The following is a 20,655-nucleotide window of genomic DNA, read 5'->3' on the forward strand; positions in this document are numbered from 1 at the left end:
ATGCCCGACCTGCTGATCGAACTGTTTTCCGAGGAAATCCCCGCCCGCATGCAGACCCGCGCGGGTGAGGACCTGAAAAAGCGGATCACCGATGGTTTGGTCGAGGCCGGTCTGACCTATGCCGGGGCCGCGGCCCTGACCACGCCGCGCCGCCTGACGCTGGCCATCGAAGGACTGCTGGCCGAAAGCCCCACGATCCGCGAGGAGCGCAAGGGGCCCAAGGTTGGTGCGCCGGACAAGGCCATCGAAGGCTTCCTGCGCGGTGCGGGCCTGACCCGCGAACAGTTGGAGGAACGCGATACCCCCAAAGGCGCGGTGTATTTTGCCACTATCGAGAAAGCAGGGCGTCCGGCGGCTGAGATCGTGGCCGAAGTGCTTGAGGCGACCATCCGCAACTTTCCCTGGCCCAAGTCGATGCGTTGGGGCAGTGGTTTGATGCGCTGGGTGCGTCCGTTGCACTCGATCCTGTGTATCCTGTCCGACGAGGCGGGCGCGCAGGTCGTTCCGCTGGAGGTCGAGGGGATCAAGGCCGGAGACACGACCGCTGGTCACCGTTTCATGGCGCCGGATCGGTTTTCGGTCACGTCCTTCGACGACTACGCTGCGAAGCTGAAACGCGCCTTTGTGGTGTTGAACCCGGCCGACCGCGCCGAGCACATCTGGAACGACGCCCAGAACATGGCTTTTGCCGCCGGTCTCGAAGTGGTTGAGGACAAGGGCCTGCTGGCCGAGGTCGCCGGATTGGTCGAATGGCCCGTGGTACTGATGGGGCAGATCGACGAAGAGTTCCTTGAGCTGCCGCCCGAGGTGCTGCAAACCTCGATGAAAGAGCATCAGAAGTTCTTCTCTGTACGCAATCCCAAGACCGGCCGCATCGAACGCTTTATCACCGTCGCCAACCGCGAAACCACCGACAATGGCGCGACCATTCTGGCGGGGAACCAAAAGGTGCTGTCGGCGCGTCTGGCCGATGCGAAGTTCTTTTGGGAGAACGATCTGCGCGTTGCCAAATCGGATATCGCCCAATGGACCCGCGCGCTGGAGAATGTGACTTTCCACAACAAGCTGGGCACACAGGCCGAGCGCATAGACCGCATCGCCGCTCTTGCCCGCGAACTGGCCCCAGTGACCGGAGCGGATGCCGATCAGGCCGAGAAAGCCGCACGCCTGGCCAAGGCGGATCTGAGTTCCGAGATGGTCTATGAATTCCCTGAACTTCAGGGACTTATGGGCCGCTACTACATCGAAGCCGCGGGCGAAGACACTGCCGTAGCTGCCGTGGCCCAGGAGCATTACTCGCCGCTGGGTCCGTCCGATGACGTGCCCACCGCGCCGTTGTCGGTGACTGTGGCGCTGGCCGACAAGCTGGACACGCTGACCGGGTTCTGGGCGATTGATGAGAAGCCAACCGGTTCGAAAGACCCGTTTGCGCTGCGTCGTGCAGCGTTGGGAGTTATTCGGTTGGTTTTGGAGAACGACCTGAGGGCACCTTGGGCTACTGGTTTCGTCGTTGGTGGTCGGCGGGCCATGGCAGACATGTTGAAAGTTGCGTCAAAGTCGCTGGAGACTTCGTTGAACCTACCAACCTTGGAAGCGATGGGAATACTCTCTGACGAAAACGTTCTTTCGGAGTTGGTTGCGACGTCTCGCGAGGCAGCAGACTTGATGGACACAGGATTTGGAAACGGCGTGCCTCCGCAAGAATGGGAAAAGGAGCGAGCGCTAGACCTCCTCTCCTTCTTCCACGACCGCCTCAAAGTCTTCCTTCGCGACGAGGGCATCCGCCACGACATCATCGACGCTTGTATCGCGATGGACGGCAATGACGACCTCAACCTGCTGGTCAAACGCGCCCGTGCACTGAACGCGGTGATCGCGACCGAGGATGGCGAAAACCTCGTGCAGGGCTTCAAACGCGCCAACAACATCCTGACTCAGGCCGAAGAGAAGGACGGTGTCGAATACTCCTATGGTGCGGACGTAAAATTCGCTGAGACCGACAGCGAGCGCGCATTGTTTGCTGCGTTGGAGCAGGCGCAGGGTGAGATCGAACCGGCGCTGAAGGCCGAGGATTTCCCCAAAGCGATGGCCACGATGGCAGGCCTGCGTGGTCCGGTCGATGCGTTCTTCGACGAGGTTCAGGTGAACACCGACAATGACATTCTGCGCCGCAACCGTTTGAACCTGCTGAGCCAAATCCGGCAGGTCTGCTCCAGCGTGGCTGACCTGAGCAAGATCGAAGGCTAAGCCAGAACGCCCTTGCGCCATTGGTGCAAGGGCTTATGCTGCAGTGAAACGAAAAGGTGCTGCAGTGCAGAATAATCCGCATACCACTCTGATCACGTCCGAAGCGCCCGTGAACGCCAACACGCATGGCGGGCGGGCGAAATGCCTGCAACGTCTGGTACGGCTGGATATGCCGGTACCACGGACAGTGGCGTTGTCCTTTGATGCCGTGCATCGCATTGCCGAGGGCGAGGTGCTGGATATCACCGCCATTCTCGAACAGTTCGACGAGGCTGCGCTGCTGTGTGTTCGACCCAGTTCCGAAGACCCCGATTGGGGCGGGCCGGGGGCCATATTGAATATCGGGATGAACGAGGCCCGGTACGAGGAGCTGTCTGAAAAGATGGGGACCGAGGCCGCTGCGGCACTGTACCTGCGCTTTGTGCAAAGCTACGCGATCCATGTGGCCCGTCTGGATGCGGACGTATTCGACGATATTGACAGCGACGGTCAAGCCGGATTGCGCGATACATTGCGCGCCTATGAGGATGAGACCGAAGAAACCTTTCCTCAGGATCGGAAGGAGCAACTCTCTGCCGTTTTACGCTCAATGGCGCGGGCGTGGGATGGGACGTCGGCGCGACTGTTGCGGCAGGCCAAAGGGGCCCCGGCGGATGCGGGCCTTGGTTTGGTCATTCAGGAAATGATCCCGGGCGTTGGGCAGGGTGAGTGCGGCTCGGGCGTTCTGCAACTTGTGGACTCGACGACGGGGATGCCGCAGATCACCGGTCGCTATCTGAGCCAAAGCCAGGGGCGCGATGCGCTGGGGGAGGGGGTCTCGGCCCTCTACCTGGAAAAAGATGAGCGCGGGCCGTCGCTTGAGGATGTTGCACCCGAGGCCTTCGCTGATCTCAAGGCCCATGCGGCGTTGATGCGGGAAAAGCTGCGCGAGGAAATGCAAGTCGAGTTCGTCGTTCAGAATGGCAAGGTCCACATTCTTGATGGTGTTCGAGTCCAGCGCAGCTCGCGTGCGGGGATGCGGATCGCGGTGCGGTTGGCCGAGGACGAGATCATCCCGCCACAAGAGGCAGTGATGCGGATCGATCCGCACTCAGTCAACGAACTGCTGCACCGTCAGGTACATCCAGATGCCAAGCGCGACGTTCTGACCACCGGGATTGCCGCCAGTCCGGGTGCCGCGACCGGCAAGATCGTATTTACTGCCGCCGAGGCACAAGCCAGCGCCGCGCGCGGGGAGCCCTGTATACTGGTGCGCCGCGAAACCTCACCCGAGGATGTGCGGGGGATGCACGCCGCCGTGGCCGTTCTGACGGAAAAAGGCGGCATGACCAGCCATGCCGCGGTGATCGGGCGTGGTCTGGGCCTGCCATGTATCGTCGGCGCGTCCGAGATGCGGTTTCAGACCAAGAAGAAGCTGCTCACCGCACCAAACGGGCGCGTGTTCAAGACTGGTGACATCCTAACGATCGACGGAACCTCGGGGCAGGTTCTGGCGGGGCAGCCGGCGATGCTGGAAGCTGCGCTGGACGACTGTTTTCAGACACTTATGGGGTGGGCCGATGAAGAGCGTGACATCGCCATCCGAGCCAATGCCGATACGCCCGCTGATGCGCAGACTGCACGCAACTTCATGGCCGAAGGGATTGGTCTGTGCCGCACGGAACACATGTTCTTTGATCCCGGCCGCCTGACCGTGATGCGCGAGATGATCTTTGCGCAAACCTCATCCGGCCGCGCTGCGGTTCTGGAACGCCTGTTGCCGATGCAGCGTGAGGATTTTGCGCAGTTGTTCCGGATTATGGAGGGGCAACCTGTCTGTATCCGCCTGTTCGATCCGCCTTTGCATGAGTTCTTGCCGACGACGCGAAGTGGGCAGCGCGAATTGGCCGAGGCGCTGGACCTGCCGGTTTCCGATGTCGAGCGGCGTGTGGTTGCGATGACCGAATACAATCCGATGCTGGGGATGCGCGGAGTCCGCCTTGGTGTGACCGTGCCTGAAATTTATGACATGCAGGCACGCGCAATCTTTGAGGCTACGCTTGAAGCCAGCAAGGACGGTGCTCCGGTTGTGCCTGAAGTGATGATCCCGTTGGTTTCGGCTAAGCGTGAGGTTGAACTGGTGAAGTCCCGCATCGACTCCGTCGCGGCAGCGGTTGCGAGCGAGCGGGGGCAGGAATTTGAATACCGTCTTGGCGTTATGGTTGAAACGCCGCGCGCCTGCTTGCGAGCGGATGAGATCGCTCCCCAGACTTCCTTCCTGAGTTTCGGCACCAATGACCTGACCCAAATGACCTACGGCCTGTCTCGCGATGATGCGGGCCGGTTCATGTCAGCCTATGTGCGTCAGGGTGTGTTCGCTGAGGACCCGTTTCATGTACTTGATCCGGACGGGGTCGGGGAATTGCTGAAACTTGGGGCTGAACGTGGACGGCAGGCCCAGCCGGATGTTACTCTGTCAGTATGCGGTGAACATGGCGGGAATCCCGAATCAATCGCCATTTGCCGCGATCTGGGGTTTGACTATGTGTCATGCTCTCCGTTCCGAGTGCCTGTCGCTCGGCTGGCTTCCGCTCAACTGGCAATTTCGTCCAGACTTGGGGGTTGACACAAGTCGGTTACCCTAGGATTAGTGGTTTTATTGCAACCTTGTGGCAGAATTAAATTTCTCCACGGGCAATTTTCCACTTGCGTTTTCATCAGAACTGGACGTCTCGACCAGACTGCGTTAGATGCCTCGTCGCGCCCGCCGGGGGAGGGTACGGCGCGATATGTGCCTGTGCGAGGTTATCTGATGCTACGATACATACTGGCTGTTGCCACAATGGCAGCAACCGTGCTGCCGAGTGTGTCTTTCGCTGAAAGGGAAGCCACCGATACTGCCGAACGCGAACTTGTCACCCGGACCGAAGTGCCCGGTCAAAACTTTCGCGATTATCTGAACTTGTTCAAACCCCGTAAGGAGCCTGAGCCTGTAAAGGTTTCTTACTCAAAGGATTGGCTGGATCAACAGCCGAAAGCCACTGGGGACGAACACTTTAAGTGTCTGGCCGAAGCGCTGTACTTTGAAGCGCGCGGTGAAAGCGTGCGCGGTCAGTTCGCTGTTGCCGAGGTCATCCTGAACCGAGTGGACAGTAGCCGTTTTCCGAACACTCTGTGCGGTGTTATCAAGCAGGGAACAGGCAAAAAGTACCAGTGCCAGTTCACCTACACCTGTGACGGCCACAAAGAAGTGATCCGCGAGAAAAAAGCCTATGAGCGGGTATCCAAAGTCGCGCGCGCCGCGATCGACGGTGTTGCCAAGGAACTGACCGAAGGGGCCACACATTACCACACCACGGCGGTTCGCCCATCTTGGTCGCGTGTTTACAAGGAAACTGCGCGCATTGGTGTGCATATTTTCTATCGCCACAACTACCGGACAGCGAGCAACTGATTGACGCACCCGCGCTGGAACCCTGATGGCGCGGGGCGTTTTATGACCTATGTTGCGCGCCAGGAGGCCCGCAATGTCATTTTCACGTAGACTATTCCTGCAATCTGCGGCCGCGCTGGCGGTGTTGCCCAAGGTCGCGTGGGCTTCTGGCCGGGATTTGGTTGCGCAGACGGCGATGCAGCAGATTGCCCCGGATGGCTATCCTGAAACCCCAGTCTGGTCTTATGGCGGTGCTGTCCCGGGCTCTGAAATTCGGTTGCCGCAGGGCGCACGACTTCAGCGCAGGCTTGTGAACAACTTGCCTCAGTCAACGACGGTGCATTGGCATGGCATCCGGATTGACAACGCGATGGACGGCGTACCCGGTCTGACACAAGACGTTGTCGCGCCCGGTGAGGATTTTACGTATGACTTTGTGGTTCCCGATGCGGGAACCTATTGGTATCACGCGCACAACCGCTCGGTCGAGCAAGTGGCGCGGGGCCTTTACGGCCCTCTGATCGTAGAAGAGGCTGACGCGTCGGATGTCGATCACGATCTCACCCTGATGCTGGATGACTGGCGGCTAGACCCGGAAACGGCCCATATCGTTGATGATTTCGACAATGGCCATGATCAGAGCCACGCTGGGCGGTTTGGTAATCTTGTCTCGGTCAATGGTCGCTTTGATCCGTCTTATCCTGTGCAAAGCAGGGACCGTTTGCGTTTGCGACTGATCAACGCTTCGAACGCTCGGATCTATGATCTGGCATTGGATGGGTTGACGGGCTGGATTGTGGCTTTGGATGGTATGCCGCTGGACACCCCTATGGCAGTTGGGGAAAGTTTCCCGCTGGCCCCGGCCCAACGTGCGGATTTGATTGTGGACGTGCAGGCCGAGTCCGGTGCGATCGCCAATCTGGTCAGTCGAGAGCGGGAAGGGGGCTTTGGATTAGTTCGGTTTACGGTGTCCGGAAGGACCGCAAAGGCAAGTCGGTCAGGAATAATACCGTTGCCGCCGAATCCGTTGCCTCAGATGGTCCTTGATGATGCGCCGCTGTATCGGATGACACTGCAAGGCGGCGCGATGCGCTGGCTTGAATCCGCCCAGTTGGGCAAAACAGAGCTGTCAGGGCGCGAGTTGGCGCAATTGGGCCGGTTCTGGGCATTGAACGGCCATGCCGAACGCCCGAGCGAACCGTTTCTTGATGCTCAGCAGGGAAGTGCTCACCGGATCGAGTTTGTCAATGAAACCGCTTTTCCACATGCTATGCACCTGCACGGGCATCATTTTCGACTGATCCTATCCGACGGCAGCCTTGGTCCTTGGCGAGATACAGTGCTGGTCGAACGCGGACAAACCCGTCAGATCGCACTTGTGGCAGACAATCCGGGTGACTGGTTGCTCCATTGTCATATGCTTGGTCACGCCGCATCCGGGATGATGAGCTGGTTTCGCGTAACCTGACGCCGCAATCGACGACTAGAATGGCGCTTGCTGCGGTGCTATACGCCCCCGCATCGTATAATTTGGGCAGATCAGTCCAAAAGCCCGAAAAGGTTCGTCGTATGAGCTCTGAAATCCGTCTTGCCTTTGCGCACCCGTCCGAGCGGTCCGAAGCGACTGCCACGCGCGGTCCGCTGGATCGCATCTCGCTCAGGGACCATATCGTCGAAGTTGAGATTGGTGCCTTTCAGGCCGAACGCGGCACGACCCAGCGCATCTGCTTCAACATCGTCGTCGAAGTGAGACCGCTGACCGATCCGATTGACGACGACGTTGATCGCATTCTGTCCTACGACCGCGTGACCGAGGCGATTGCTCACGAACTGGCTGCGGAGCGTCTGAACCTGCTTGAGACTTTGGCGGATCGAGTGGCGGAGCGTATTTTACTTGAGCCTCAATCCGTAAGGGCCTTTGTTCGCATTGAAAAACTTGATCGTGGCCCCGGTGCTCTGGGCGTTGAAATTGTACGTGGCAAGGACAAAATCCATCATGACGTGGTCGAGGAAGAGCGCCCGCATCCGCGTCTGGTTTTTCTATCTAACGAAGCCATCGCGTCGCCCAATCTGACTGGCTGGATTGATCAACTCGAAAACCGTCAGCGACCGCTGATCCTATGCGTAGGTGCGTCGGATATGGCTGTACCGCAGACTGGTCACGCGATGACACAGCGCCGGATCGACCTGCTGGCGATTGAACAAAACGCTTGGGTTCTGGCGGCGCGGGACCACCGCTGCGTGGTCGTGTCCACTCGGACAGAGCTGGACTGGGCGATGAAGAATAGTCAGATCTGCGTCTGGGCCCCGTCCAAGATCGTCTTGGATGCTGTTGACGGCCCGTCTGCTGCACCGTCGGATGCCGTCGCTTTGGCGGCTTGGTTTGCCGCCACTTTTGAGGCCAGCGAGATGATGGTGATTGGTGGTGCCTTGCCAACGGCTCCGAAAACACCTTTGCGCGCAATTCCCGTGGATCAGGCGCAACTGTGACCGAGTACTTCCGACCGCTGGTACAGCACGGGTCCGCACGTTCAGACGGGGCGGTATCTCTTGCGGGGCAGGGGCTGTGGTTCACCCATGCCGAACGACTTTCCCGTACGAAAGCTCCCGCGATTGTTGCCGCGCAGGATATTCCGGTCGATGTGCTGGACCGGCTGACCCGCGCGCGAACTGAACTCGCCGGGCTGCCAATGGACCGGCCGCAGATCATGGGCATCCTCAACGCAACTCCGGACAGTTTTTCCGATGGAGGGGTGCATAACACAGTCGAGGCCGCAGTGTCCGCCGCTAAACAAATGGTTACGCATGGTGCCACCATTCTGGACATCGGCGGTGAGTCGACGCGCCCGGGTGCCGCTTACGTTCCCGAGGATGAGGAAATTACCCGCACGCAACCACTGATCGAGGCGATCCGCGCCGAAACACAGGCGTTGATTTCTATCGACACCCGGAAAGCCATTGTTGCCCGCGCAGCGTGGAAAGCGGGGGCGGGTCTGATCAATGATGTTTCGGGTTTTACCTTCGACCCGCAACTCGCGCCATTTTGCGCCGAGACCGATGCGCCTGTCTGCGTCATGCACATGCAGGGCGATCCGTCCATAATGCAGGACAATCCGCAGTATGATGATGTTCTTCTGGACGTATATGATTTTCTGGAAGGACAGGTGGTAAAACTGGAACAGTTGGGTCTGAACCGCGATCGGATTGTTATTGATCCGGGCATCGGGTTCGGAAAGACGCAGGAGCATAATCTGACGCTTCTGCAAAACCTCAGCCTGTTTCATGGGTTAGGCTGCCCAATCCTGCTGGGCGTGTCCCGCAAGGGCTTCATCGGGGAAATTGGACAGGAGCCGCGCAAGGATGCGCGCGCGCCGGGATCAATTGCTGTGGCTCTGGCCGGATTGTCTCATGGCGTGCAAATCGTAAGGGTTCATGACGTGGCTGAAACCGCTCAGGCCTTGCGTCTGTGGGCCGCCGTCCGGTAATCCGGTCGCAGGCAAGAAATTAACGGAGTACCACCATGCGCAAGCTGTTCGGGACCGACGGGGTGCGGGGCACCGCCAACACTCATCCGATTACGGCCGAGATGGCCTTGCGTATAGGCGCAGCCGTGGGGCGGTATTTCCGACGTGACCAGTCAGGCGCGCACCGGGTGGTTATCGGCAAAGACACGCGTCTGTCGGGGTACATGCTGGAAAACGCTTTGACGGCGGGGCTGACCTCCACGGGCATGAACGTGCTGCTGCTAGGGCCGGTGCCGACGCCTGCGGTAGGGTTGATGACCCGCTCGATGCGGGCGGATCTGGGCGTGATGATCTCGGCCAGCCACAACCCGGCCGACGATAACGGCATCAAGTTTTTTGGCCCGGACGGGTACAAGCTGTCCGATCAGGCAGAACTCGAGATCGAACGCCTGATCGAAGAAGGCGTGAAACCGGCACAGGCACAGAACATTGGCCGTGCTCGCCGGGTGGATGATGCGCGATTTCGGTATGGTGAACGGGTGAAGTCATCGCTGTCCCGCGATTTGCGTTTGGATGGGCTGAAAGTGGTGGTCGACTGTGCCAACGGTGCCGCTCACCGTACAGCACCCGAGGTGTTGTGGGAGTTGGGGGCCGAGGTTATCCCGGTTGGGATCGCGCCGAACGGTAAGAATATCAACCAGAATTGCGGTTCGACCAACCCACAGCTGGCGGCCGAAACAGTCGTGGCTCATGGAGCGGATGTGGGCATTTGTCTGGATGGCGATGCTGACCGTGTTGTAATGGTTGACGAGCTCGGTCAGGTGGCTGATGGTGACCAGTTGATGGCGCTGCTGGCGACCAGCTGGGCTCAGGCCGATCGTCTCAAAGGTGGTGCGTTGGTTGCGACTGTCATGTCCAACCTTGGATTGGAACGGCACCTCGCCGCACGGGGATTGCGACTGGAACGCACTGCTGTTGGCGACCGTTATGTTGTCGAGCGGATGCGTGAAGGCGGGTTCAATCTGGGTGGCGAACAATCAGGCCACATCGTCATGAGCGATTACGCCACTACAGGCGATGGTCTGATGGCAGGACTGCATTTCCTGGCTGAAATGGTGCATTCAGGTCGCAAGGCATCCGAGTTGTCGGTTCAGTTTGAAACCGTTCCGCAACTGCTGAAGAATGTGCGCTATGGCGAGGGTCAAGCGCCGCTGGAAACCGCCAGCGTGCAGGCCGCGATTGCAGATGCCGAGGCACGTCTGAACGGGCAGGGGCGTCTACTGATCCGCAAGTCGGGGACCGAACCTCTGATCCGGGTTATGGCCGAGTGCGAGGATGATGCTTTGTTGACGCAGGTCGTCGATGGCATCGTGGCCGAGGTCGAAGCGGTCGCCAGTTAACGCCCTATCAGCATCTTGCGTAAACTGAACCACTGGCTGATGGCAAGCCCGGTCAGGATCATCGCCAGAGCGATATAAAACCGCAGGGGCAGGGCCTCGGACAGAATCCATGCGCCGAAAACCATCGACCAGATGGGGACCTGGTAATTGACCAGCGTCAGGAAGACGGACCCTGCGCTGCGAATGATCGAGACGCGCAGCAAGGTGGCAAAAGCAGTGGGAATCAGACCCAGCGCGATGATGGCCAGACCGGGGCGCGTGCCCTCCCAGCTAGGAAGACCTTCAGTCACGAGCATGATCGGCAGCAAGAGCGCTGCGCCAACGACCAGCGATAGAGCTGAGAGGACGACCGGATCAATTGGCGGGCAACGCCGCGTGAAGATCGACGCGCAGGAATAGCAGAGCGCAGCGCTGATGCAGGCAAGTTGCGCAAAAGGCTCTGCCCCTTGTCCGATCTGTGCCAGTCCCGGCCCAATCAAAACCAATGCCCCGGAAAACCCCAGCGAGACGCCGATGAGCCTCCGGGTGTTCAGCGGTTCATCGGAAAAGAAATGTGCGAGAGGTAGCACCATTAAGGGGATGGCGGCCATAGACAGACCGGCAAAGGCCGAGGCGACGTATTGTTGCCCCCAACTGAGCAACATGAACGGCAGGGCGGTCGACAGCACACCGATGACAGCGATGTATCCCCAGAGTTTCGGATTGCCCGTTGGTAACTTGCGCCCGGTTAGTACCATCATCGTCAACAACGTCAGCGCACCCAGCGTGGTGCGTGCAGTGGCAACGGTAACTGGCCCATACCCCTCAAGTGCCAGAGCAACGACCATAAACGTGCCGCCCCAGATGAGGCCGAGGGCGATGACGCCGCCCCAGTCGCGCGATGTGGGTTGATCGATCATGTAGTTGAAACCTGACCTCGAAACTCAATGCGGTGATTGATTGCGTGAAGCGCGAACAACTTCAACAGGTTGATTGAGGGGATAACGAATAAGGGCGGCCACTGGGGCCGCCCTGTCGCTGACGAAAGTCAGGCTTAGTTCTTTTCCTTGTCGACCATCTTGCCGGCCGAGATCCAGGGCATCATGGCGCGCAGCTTGGCGCCGGTTTCCTCGATCATGTGCTCATCATTGGCACGGCGCGACGCTTTGATGGTCGGTTGGCCAACAGCGTTTTCCAGCATGAAGTCACGGACGAACTTGCCTTGCTGGATGTCATCCAGAACCGCTTTCATGCGGGCTTTGGTTTCGTCGTATTTCAGGATGCGCGGGCCGGTGACGTACTGGCCGTACTCGGCGGTGTTCGAGATCGAGTAGTCCATGTTGGCGATGCCGCCTTCATAGATCAGGTCAACGATCAGCTTCACTTCGTGCAGACACTCGAAGTAGGCCATCTCGGGCGCGTAACCGGCTTCGACCAGTGTTTCAAAGCCGCAGCGGATCAGTTCGACCAGACCGCCACACAGAACGGCTTGTTCGCCGAACAGGTCGGTTTCGCATTCCTCACGGAAGTTGGTTTCGATGATGCCCGAGCGACCGCCGCCGATGGCCGAGCAGTAGGACAAACCGATTTCCAGCGCTTTGCCGGTTGCGTCGTTGTGCACGGCGACCAGGCAGGGTACGCCGCCGCCCTTGACGTATTCGCCACGCACGGTGTGGCCAGGGCCTTTGGGGGCCATCATGATGACGTCAACGCCTTCTTTCGGCTCGATCAGGCCAAAGTGGACGTTCAGGCCGTGGGCGAAGGCAATGGCCGAGCCGGGCTTGATGTTATCATGCACGTATTTCTTGTAGGTCTCTGCCTGCAGTTCGTCGGGCATGGTGAACATGATGACGTCGCACCATGCGGCCGCTTCGGCGATACCCATGACCTGCAGGCCTTCTGCTTCGGCTTTTTTGGCCGAAGGCGAACCTTCGCGCAGGGCAATGACGAGGTTCTTGGCACCCGAGTCGCGCAGGTTCAGCGCATGGGCGTGACCTTGCGAGCCATAGCCCAGGATGGCCACTTTTTTGTCTTTGATCAGGTTGATGTCGCAATCGCGATCATAATAAACGCGCATGTCTCGGTCCTTTCTGTTTCGGTTGCGGGTGGTTCTACTGGTTCAATCCCGGGAATGCGATGGTGTTTTTCTTGAATTTTGATTTCTGCGGTGAGAAATTATTCGCGAAAAAGAAAAATATGGAAAAAATCATGCTGGACGATATTGATCGGCGACTCCTGCGCCACTTTCAGGCCGACCCCAGCCTTTCAACTGCCGAACTGGCTGAGCGTGCGCGCATTAGCGCAAGCCTTTGCTGGCGTCGGATCGAGAAAATGCAAGAAGCTGGTATCATCGAGGGGCAGGAGGTTGTGATCGATTGGTCTGCATTGGGATATGCGGTCGAAGTGTCCTTGCGCGTGACACTCGATAAGACCCAGCCGCGCGCATTTGATGAGTTCACTGCGGCTGCGCGGCAAGTGGCGGAAGTTATCGAAATTCAAACTTTCCTGGGTCGGGTAGATGTTCGTCTGTCTGTGCTGGCGCGCGATATGACCCATTATCAGCAACTCTACCGCGACCGCATTCTTACCTTGCCACATATCGCTGATATCGAAGCGTTGATGCATATCGCACGGGTCAAAAGCGACGTGGTGCTGCCGGTATGATCGAACTGGACGAAATCGACCGGAACATTCTGCGTGCCTTGGTGCAGGACGCTGCGCAAAGTGCGGGGGCGCTGGGGCGTAAACTCGGCTTGTCTCAACCGGCAACGTGGCGGCGTATCCGCAGGCTGGAAACAGCGGGCGTCATCAAGGGGCGGCGCCTGCGCCTGAATGCCGAGGCGTTGGGATTTGGTGTGACCGTGTTTCTGGGGGTAAAGCTGGCGCGCAAGGGGCAGGTCAGCCTCGAGGATTTCGAACGTGCTGTCAGCGCCATCCCCGAGGTGCAGACTGTCGAGCATGTGCTAGGCCTTTACGACTACCGTCTGCGGGTCGTCGCGCGCGATCTGTCCGATTTCGAACGGGTGCTACGACGGCGGATCATGACTCTGCCGGGGGCGGGAGACGTGGAAGCAAACGTGCTGCTGAGCGAAGAACGATTGCACGGCCCGATCGGATAAGCGAGGTCAGTATTTGGTGCGGATGCAATAGCCTGGGTGATGTGTCATCCGGGCGAACGCCATCGGCTCACCGTCTTTCCAAGTCGTACGTTCAAGTTGAATCATGGACGTTCCGGCAGTGGTCCCCATAAACTCCGCCAATCGACCGTCGGCTGAAACTGCGCAAAAGGCGATCTCGGCCTCTGTAAAGGGGGCGGCGTTCAAAAGCCACTCATGCGGGCCGTGCGCATTCAGGTCGGCATGTTCTACTTCGGGTACGGTTTCGATGTTGATCCAACGCTCCTCCAACTGAAAGGGGCGGTTATCCGCATAATGCATACAGATCACATGCAATACGCGCGCTTGCGGTGAAACACTGAGCTGCGACGCCAGCCAGCCGGGGCTGGGCACGATACTGCGCTCAACCAGGGCATAACGATAGGTCGAGTTTTGGTTCTCAACCGCCTGACGAGTAAGCGAAAATTCCAGTTTGGCGTGCTTGCTGGGTTCTTTTTTTACCCGCGTGCCGCTCTTACGCTTCCGTTCGACAAAGCCCTGTTCGGCAAGTTCCCTAAGTGCGCGGTTTACAGTTGCTCGGGCACAATTAAATTCTTCGGCCAGTTGCGTCTCCGTTGGCAACAGAGAACCCTGAGGCCAGATCCGGCTTTCAATCCGCCGTTTAACTTCGTCACGAACGACTTGAAAACTGATCCGCTTATGCGCAGTCACTGGTGAAAATACCTTTCTTCTACAAAGTGAATGTATCTGTTCAGAAACACGTCAGGGTGTAAAGGGGGCTGATACTGTTTGGCGTCACGAATGGCGCAATTTACACATATAAAAGTCGGTTTTTCGTTAGGATTTTGGGTTCCGTTGGGTCAATTGTTGCAGTCAAATGGTGCTTTACGATTCCCGGTAAAGTTTCCAGAAATCCTGAACACGCTAGGAAAGGACATATCATGCCAGCGCTATTGGATAGCATCGATCCGAACGGGCTCGAAGAGTTTTCGGTTGTGTTCACGGATCGATCCTTGAACCACATGTCGGCGCGCTTTCAGACCGTCATGCGTGATATTTCCGCCATGCTGAGGGATGTTTACAAGGCAGAAGGTGTTGCCGTGATCCCAGGCGGCGGTACCTATGGGATGGAGGCTGTAGCCCGCCAGTTTGCGCGCAACGCCAATATTCTGGTCGTTCGCAATGGATGGTTTTCCTATCGGTGGAGCCAGATTATTGAATCCGCAGCGCTGACCGCGTCGGCTACGGTGCTCAAAGCGCGGCAGATCGGCAATTCCAGCCCGTCCCCGTTTGCTCCAGCCCCGATCGAAGAGGTCGTGTCGACAATTCGTGAACAGCGCCCGGATATTGTATTCGCGCCACATGTTGAGACTGCGGCGGGTCTGATTCTGCCGGATGACTACATCACGGCCATGGCCGATGCAGCGCATGAGGTTGGGGCACTGATGGTGCTAGACTGCATCGCATCCGGCTGCGCCTGGATCGACATGAAGGCAACCGGCGTTGATGTCCTGATCTCCGCTCCTCAGAAAGGGTGGAGCGCTTCGCCCTGCGCTGGGTTGGTTATGCTGTCGGAGAGGGCTGAAGCACGCCTTGAGGAGACAACGTCTGATAGTTTCGCGGTAGACCTGAAGAAGTGGCGGCATATCATGCAGGCCTATGAAAACGGCGGGCATGCCTATCACGCCACCATGCCAACGGATGCTTTGCAGGCGTTCCGGGATACGATGGTCGAGACCCGCGAATACGGCTTCGAAAAGCTGCGGGACGCACAATGGGCCTTAGGCAACGGTGTTCGGGCGATGCTGAAGGATAAAGGCGTGGTCTCGGTTGCGGCCGAAGGGTTCGGTGCACCGGGTGTGGTGGTCAGCTATACATCGGACCCTGAGATACAGAACGGCAAGAAATTTGCTGCCTTGGGCATGCAGATCGCCGCCGGTGTGCCACTGCAATGTGATGAGCCCGAGGGGTTCAGCACCTTCCGTCTGGGTTTGTTTGGATTGGACAAGCTTTATGACGTGGATGGCACGATTGGGCGACTCAAGCGCGTGCTGGATCAGGTTCTCTGATCGTTGGGCCTCAGCGTACGCCGAGGCCCATCTGCATCAAAGTCTTACGTACGGGCGGCAGGGAATAGAGCGCGTTCAACCCCATCGCCCGCACATCCCGCAAGGGCCGTGCTTCGATCATCGAAGCGCGGTTTAGAAGGTCGATACCTTTGACGCGCATTTCGATCTCGGTGTGGCGGGCCTTGTGATAGGCGTCCAGCATCTGCGCATCGCCCAGACCTTCGGGCCGTGCTTGCGCCAGATCCAGCAGGCTGCGCAGATCGCCCAGAGACATATTCAGCCCCTGCGCGCCAATGGGTGGCACCACATGGGCGGCTTCGGCCATCAGGGCGATCCGCTCACCCGATAGACGTTCTGCCGACTGGCTGATGATCGGCCAGATCGTCCGACGCGAGGCCAATTTTAGCGGCCCAAACAGACCGCAAGAGCGTTCGGTCATCAATGTTTCAAAGGCCTCGGGTTCGGTATTCAGCAGTTCGACCGCTCGGGGTCCGCGTTCCATCCAGACAATCGCCGACGAGGGCTGTCCTTGCCAGTTGGGCAGGGGGACCAGAGTAAATGGCCCGCCCGAGCGATGGATCTCGGTTGAGACATTGTCATGCGGAATCGGATGGGTGACGGCAAAGGCCAGCGCCTTCTGACCATAGCGCGTAGTGTGAACGTTGACCCCAGCCGCCTCACGCATGGGCGAATTTCGCCCGTCTGCTGCAACAACCAGCTTGCAGCGAATACGGCCACCGTCGCTTAAACCGACGCGGGCTTCGGCGGTGCGTGTAAATAGGCTGACAGTGCCGGTGCCGGGGCGAAAATCGACATTGGGTAACTCGGCCAGCCGGGCCACCATCTCTCGCCTCAGCAGCCAGTTGGGAAGGTTCCAGCCAAAGGGTTGATCCGAGATGTCGGCGGCGTTGAAGTCGCGCACTACGCGGGGTTCGGGCACATCACCGCCCGCATCCACGATCCGCATGATTTGCAAGGGAGCGGCATGTTCATCCAGCCGTGCCCACAGTCCGCATTGCTCCAGCAGCCCATGCGCCGGTTGCAGAAACGCCGTGGTTCGCAGGTCCGATCCGTCCACGTCGCGTTCTGTGATCGGTGGGGTGGGATCGACGCAAACCACGTCGAACCCAGCAGTTCCAAAGGCCGCCGCGGCGGTCAGTCCGGCGATTCCTCCGCCGGAAATCAGGATGTCACAGCTGTCAGTCATGGCCTTGGTCTCCGAGTGTTGGGCAGAACCTAGTTCGGTTCCAAGGCCGGTGCCAAGTGACATCCTGTCTCGTATGTCAGCCGCGCGAAATAAGGAGGAGGATGATGAACATCATCGGCACCATCATGACGGCCGGGATGTATAGTCCTGGCAGACCAAACAGTAAGGCCGAGCATCCCCACATGCTGAAGATTGCGGCGGCCGTGTAATACCAATCCTCGGCTTCGCCGTTGGCGGCATCGCGGGCCAGCCAGCCAAATACGGGGATTGCAAACAACAGGCGCTGCCAAATGGGCAGGCGCCGAGGTATCTCGATCGCGCTCATGGGGTTCTCCGATTCTGTTCGTCGCTGAGGCGCATATAGGGGCGATGCTGCACCTGCAGAATGTGCAGATCGTCGCAGTGTGACAGCCTACCGCAGTCGGGCCAGAAATGCGGTTAAATCATCCGTATGGTGATGAATATGGTCGGCCTTATGCGGCTCGGGCGCTACATGGACGGTGCGCATTCCCATCGCGTGCGGAGCAGCGAGATTGCGCGGATCGTCTTCGAACATCGCAGCCTTCGCCGCGTCGATTCCATCCTGCGCAAAGATCGCCTCAAACGCCGCTTTTTCGGGTTTAGGACGATACCCTGCGTGTTCGACGCCATATATCGCATCGAACAAACCACTGAGGCCTCGCGCTTCAAGAACCCGCTCGGCATAGGGCGCGCTGCCGTTGGTGTAAACGATGCGACGACCGGGCAGGGAACGAATATGGTCGGCTAGTTCGGCGTCGGCGTCCATGTGGCTCATGTCCACCTGATGAACTGCGTGCAGATAAGGGTCGGGGTCCAGATCATGCTCGGCCATTAACCCGGCTAGCGTCGTCCCGTATTCCCTCCAATAGTGGGAGCGCAGACGATCCGCTTCAGCCCGGTCCACGCCGATGGCTTGCACCACGTAATCCGTCATCAGCACCTCGATCTGGTCGAACAGGCGCATATGAGGCGGGTATAGCGTGTTGTCGAGGTCGAACACCCATTGGGTGACGTGATTAAAGGCAGGTTTGACCATGCTTTGGGTTTAGGGCGCGGAGGGACGGTTTTCAATGCCGCTCTTGATCCTAGGGGCAAGTGACGGATAGACATGTCCGAACGAGGAGACAAACCACCCTATGCCCCAATCCAAACAGTCCAACAAAGACGCCTACAGCCTTATTCTCGAAGCGATTGACGTGGGTGTTTACAAGCCCGGAGACCGTCTGGTCGAAAGCGAACTGGCTGAACGGTTCGGGGTTTCGCGCACGCCGATCCGTGAAGCCTTGCAACGGTTGGAAACGCAATCGCTACTGGAACGTGACGGGCGGTCGCTGATCGTTGCTTCGCTGGATCACAACCAGATGGCCGAACTCTATGTGGTGCGGCGCGAGCTGGAAGGGTTGGCCGCCAAGTTAGCCGCCAAGCACGCCACCGAAGAAGAGATCAAGGTGCTGCAGGAGATGGTTGCCGAGGATGACGCGCTGGTCGACGATCCTTCGGCCCTGTCGCGGGCGAACCGTCGGTTTCACGAGCAGATTCACCTAGCTTCGCACAACCGCTATCTGGTGCAACAATTGGACCTTGTGCACCGTACAATGGCTCTGATGGCTACCACGTCTCTGGCGGTACAGGGGCGCGGTGAGATCGCGCAGAGCGAACACAAGGGCATTGTCGAAGCTATCGCAGCGCGGGACGAAGAGGCCGCCGAGCGTGCGCTCAAAGAACATATCTCGGTCGCGTTCATGACCCGTTTGAAACAGGATGCGGTCCTGCGCGAGAGCTGATCACGCGGGAGGCGGTCCTTCTTCACTGGCCTGTCCATGTTGGGTTTTGTCCCAGAAGAACGGGTTCAGCACCAGTTCCCAAAGGGCTTTGTACGCCGCTAGAACGCCAAGCGGGAAGTACAGCGGCATTGCAAGGACCCACGGCACAAGAAAGCGCCGTTCCCGGGCCCATACAGCGACGATTCCGATTGTGGCATTTGTGACCTCGGCAGCCAGAAACAGCCCGATCAGAACGGCCATCGCGTTGACCGGGAGGATAGCGTCCAGCGGGCTGGGCAGTCCGAGACATTTCAGCCAGAATAGCCAAAGGACAGGCGCCAAAAGGAATTGCCCGACGGTTCCCAGAAAGAAGGCCTGAACGCCAAGAAACCGTAGGAGGCCCAGATCTTTCAGCAAGCGCAGTGGGGCCCGCATGTGAACAAGGTAGGTAACCATAAACCCTTTGAGCCAGCGAGAGCGCTGCCGCACCCAGGGCCAGGCACGAAAATTAGCTTCTTCAAAAGTCGCGGTATCGACCATTTCAGTGCGGTACCCCGCTCGCGCAAGGCGCACGCCCAGATCGGCGTCTTCGGTGACGTTATGGGCATCCCATCTGCCCAGTTCCAACAGCTTGTCGCGGCGGAAAAAAAATGTGGTCCCGCCCAGGGGAACAACAAGTCCTAGCCGAGCGATGCCCTGGAGGACGACTCGGAACCAGCTATTGTATTCGATGGTAAAGCACCGTGATCGCCAATTGGTGCGCGGGTTGTAGTAGTCGAGAACACCCTGCAGGCAGACGACATCTTCTTTGACACTTGCAAAGCGCCGAACAACCCGCTCGATCTGGTCGGGTTGTGGCGCATCTTCTGCATCCCAAACACCCAAAATATCGCCGCGGCAGAAGTCCAACGCATAGTTCATCGCACGGGGTTTCGTGGTCAAGCCATTAAGCTCCGGCACCTCGATGGTTCTGATCCAGCTGGGCAGATCAACTTTGGCCAAAGTAGATCTTGTGACCTCGTCGGTTTCCTCAAGCACCAGAATGATGTCCAACAGCGCCTTGGGGTAGGTCAGACGCCGCAGCCGCAGAATCAAGGCATCGGCGATCTCTCGTTCTTTGTACAACGGAACCATGACTGATACGCAGGGCAGCGATTGAGGAGGACCGGGGACTGCTGTTTCGGCCTTTTGAGCGCAACGATGCCAAATAAAAGCAAGAAAACCAGAGATGCGCAGGCACATGAATAGGCACAAGCTGAGAACCGCTGCAGCGACTAGAAAAGAAAGCCCAACCAAGGGATTGGCGATAAATAGGGTTGCCACACCTACAAGAATAACCACTGGCCAGGCTGGGGATCGCAGAGACCAGGATCGGCAGCTTTGCTCAGGTTCCACTCGAGTTTCGGCTGCTTCGGCAAGTGGAGCGGAAAACACGCGAGCAATTGTGTCATCAATCTGATCGTTTCCCGCAAGCACGGGAATAATCGTGTGGCCGCAATCCTTCAATTCCTCGCGCACAATCGGAAAGCGGTCTGGGCGCGCCGTGGCGACCAGTAGAATAGGGCCAACTCGCTTCCATGGAATGACATTGTGGTTCAGCCAGAAATCGACGGGTTTAATCTGACACAAATCAGGATTTGGAGGCAGACACTCCAGATCGGCAATTTGCAGACCACTTTGCTCAGACAACGCACCTTGCACATCCTGACGAGTGACCCAACCTTCGGAGACGAGAATTTCACCCAGCGGAGCCTGCTGCCAGGCTTGCAGAAGCAAAGCCTCGTCAAGCTGCGACTGGGTGATCAGTCGGCTGTCAATTAAGTAAGCGCCTAGTGGCTTACTTCCCTGTGCAGGGATTGGCGCAGCGTGTGCGAAGTGCTGCAGGTTCAGCTCGACCATAAAGAAACAACCCTGACGCGGTGACTGCGGGTCAGGGTTGTCAAATTTAGGTTAACAGGCAGTTAACTATGTTCGAAT

At 58.4% G+C, this 20,655-nt stretch carries 17 protein-coding genes and 1 pseudogene; 11 read left to right on the forward strand and 7 right to left on the reverse strand.

The genetic code is table 11. From position 1 onward, the window contains the following. The 7 genes from glyS to glmM all read left to right on the forward strand — a co-directional run bounded on the left by glyS (position 1) and on the right by glmM (position 10,523). On the forward strand, positions 1-2,247 hold the full coding sequence (gene glyS, locus ABLN94_RS07600) for a glycine--tRNA ligase subunit beta (RefSeq protein WP_352991148.1): 2,247 nt from the start codon (positions 1-3) through the stop codon (positions 2,245-2,247). A 64-nt stretch (positions 2,248-2,311) separates the two neighbouring features. Then, on the forward strand, positions 2,312-4,852 hold the full coding sequence (locus ABLN94_RS07605; RefSeq protein ID WP_417750510.1) for a putative PEP-binding protein: 2,541 nt from the start codon (positions 2,312-2,314) through the stop codon (positions 4,850-4,852). Between the two features lie 186 nt (positions 4,853-5,038). Next, on the forward strand, positions 5,039-5,680 hold the full coding sequence (locus tag ABLN94_RS07610) for a cell wall hydrolase (RefSeq protein ID WP_352991152.1): 642 nt from the start codon (positions 5,039-5,041) through the stop codon (positions 5,678-5,680). A gap of 73 nt (positions 5,681-5,753) precedes the next feature. After that, positions 5,754-7,127, forward strand: a complete 1,374-nt coding sequence (locus tag ABLN94_RS07615) for a multicopper oxidase family protein (protein ID WP_352991154.1) — start codon at positions 5,754-5,756, stop codon at positions 7,125-7,127. Positions 7,128-7,228: 101 nt separating this feature from the next. After that, positions 7,229-8,149, forward strand: coding sequence for a dihydroneopterin aldolase (locus tag ABLN94_RS07620; RefSeq protein WP_352991157.1), 921 nt, complete (start codon positions 7,229-7,231; stop codon positions 8,147-8,149). Continuing rightward, on the forward strand, positions 8,146-9,144 hold the full coding sequence (folP, locus tag ABLN94_RS07625; protein ID WP_352991160.1) for a dihydropteroate synthase: 999 nt from the start codon (positions 8,146-8,148) through the stop codon (positions 9,142-9,144). The genes ABLN94_RS07620 and folP overlap by 4 nt, the downstream gene beginning before the upstream one ends. 35 nt (positions 9,145-9,179) lie before the next feature. Then, complete coding sequence (glmM, locus tag ABLN94_RS07630; RefSeq protein ID WP_352991163.1) at positions 9,180-10,523, forward strand: phosphoglucosamine mutase; 1,344 nt, start codon at positions 9,180-9,182, stop codon at positions 10,521-10,523. Here glmM and ABLN94_RS07635 read toward each other — a convergent pair. Further along, the gene (locus ABLN94_RS07635) at positions 10,520-11,422 is read right to left on the reverse strand and encodes a DMT family transporter (RefSeq protein WP_352991166.1); all 903 of its coding nucleotides are present in this window, start codon (positions 11,420-11,422) and stop codon (positions 10,520-10,522) included. The genes glmM and ABLN94_RS07635 overlap by 4 nt on opposite strands. A gap of 134 nt (positions 11,423-11,556) precedes the next feature. Next, positions 11,557-12,585: pseudogene (gene ilvC / locus ABLN94_RS07640) on the reverse strand (ketol-acid reductoisomerase); the annotation flags it as partial. Between the two features lie 125 nt (positions 12,586-12,710). On the opposite strand from ilvC, the gene ABLN94_RS07645 reads away from it, so the two are divergent. After that, on the forward strand, positions 12,711-13,166 hold the full coding sequence (locus tag ABLN94_RS07645) for an Lrp/AsnC family transcriptional regulator (protein WP_170486991.1): 456 nt from the start codon (positions 12,711-12,713) through the stop codon (positions 13,164-13,166). After that, entirely contained in the window at positions 13,163-13,621 is a 459-nt protein-coding gene (locus ABLN94_RS07650; protein ID WP_352991170.1) for an Lrp/AsnC family transcriptional regulator, read from the forward strand. Before ABLN94_RS07645 ends, ABLN94_RS07650 begins: the two co-directional genes overlap by 4 nt. Positions 13,622-13,627: 6 nt before the next feature. On the opposite strand, the gene ABLN94_RS07655 is transcribed toward ABLN94_RS07650, so the two are convergent. Then, positions 13,628-14,329 (reverse strand): GntR family transcriptional regulator, encoded by a 702-nt coding sequence (locus ABLN94_RS07655; RefSeq protein ID WP_170486995.1) that lies wholly within the window; start codon positions 14,327-14,329, stop codon positions 13,628-13,630. Positions 14,330-14,559: 230 nt separating this feature from the next. Between ABLN94_RS07655 and ABLN94_RS07660 the strand changes: the two genes are divergently transcribed. Continuing rightward, positions 14,560-15,687 carry an aminotransferase class V-fold PLP-dependent enzyme gene (locus ABLN94_RS07660; protein ID WP_352991174.1) on the forward strand — a complete coding sequence of 376 codons (1,128 nt, stop codon included), beginning with the start codon at positions 14,560-14,562 and terminating at the stop codon, positions 15,685-15,687. Between the two features lie 10 nt (positions 15,688-15,697). On the opposite strand, the gene ABLN94_RS07665 is transcribed toward ABLN94_RS07660, so the two are convergent. The 3 genes from ABLN94_RS07665 to ABLN94_RS07675 form a co-directional block, all read right to left on the reverse strand. After that, a complete protein-coding gene (locus ABLN94_RS07665; protein WP_352991177.1) occupies positions 15,698-16,894 on the reverse strand; it encodes a UbiH/UbiF family hydroxylase in 1,197 nt (398 codons plus the stop codon). Positions 16,895-16,970: 76 nt separating this feature from the next. After that, positions 16,971-17,219 (reverse strand): hypothetical protein, encoded by a 249-nt coding sequence (locus tag ABLN94_RS07670; RefSeq protein ID WP_352991179.1) that lies wholly within the window; start codon positions 17,217-17,219, stop codon positions 16,971-16,973. 87 nt (positions 17,220-17,306) lie between these two features. Continuing rightward, positions 17,307-17,951 carry a pyrimidine 5'-nucleotidase gene (locus tag ABLN94_RS07675; protein ID WP_352991182.1) on the reverse strand — a complete coding sequence of 215 codons (645 nt, stop codon included), beginning with the start codon at positions 17,949-17,951 and terminating at the stop codon, positions 17,307-17,309. A 100-nt stretch (positions 17,952-18,051) separates the two neighbouring features. On the opposite strand from ABLN94_RS07675, the gene ABLN94_RS07680 reads away from it, so the two are divergent. Beyond that, positions 18,052-18,699, forward strand: coding sequence for a GntR family transcriptional regulator (locus ABLN94_RS07680; protein ID WP_170487005.1), 648 nt, complete (start codon positions 18,052-18,054; stop codon positions 18,697-18,699). Here the strand turns inward: ABLN94_RS07680 and ABLN94_RS07685 are convergent, their stop codons facing one another. Continuing rightward, positions 18,700-20,577 carry a glycosyltransferase gene (locus ABLN94_RS07685; RefSeq protein ID WP_352991185.1) on the reverse strand — a complete coding sequence of 626 codons (1,878 nt, stop codon included), beginning with the start codon at positions 20,575-20,577 and terminating at the stop codon, positions 18,700-18,702. Positions 20,578-20,655: the final 78 nt, after the last annotated feature.

The organism is Ruegeria sp. SCP11 (genome assembly GCF_040329455.1).
GTDB lineage: Bacteria > Pseudomonadota > Alphaproteobacteria > Rhodobacterales > Rhodobacteraceae > Ruegeria > Ruegeria atlantica_E.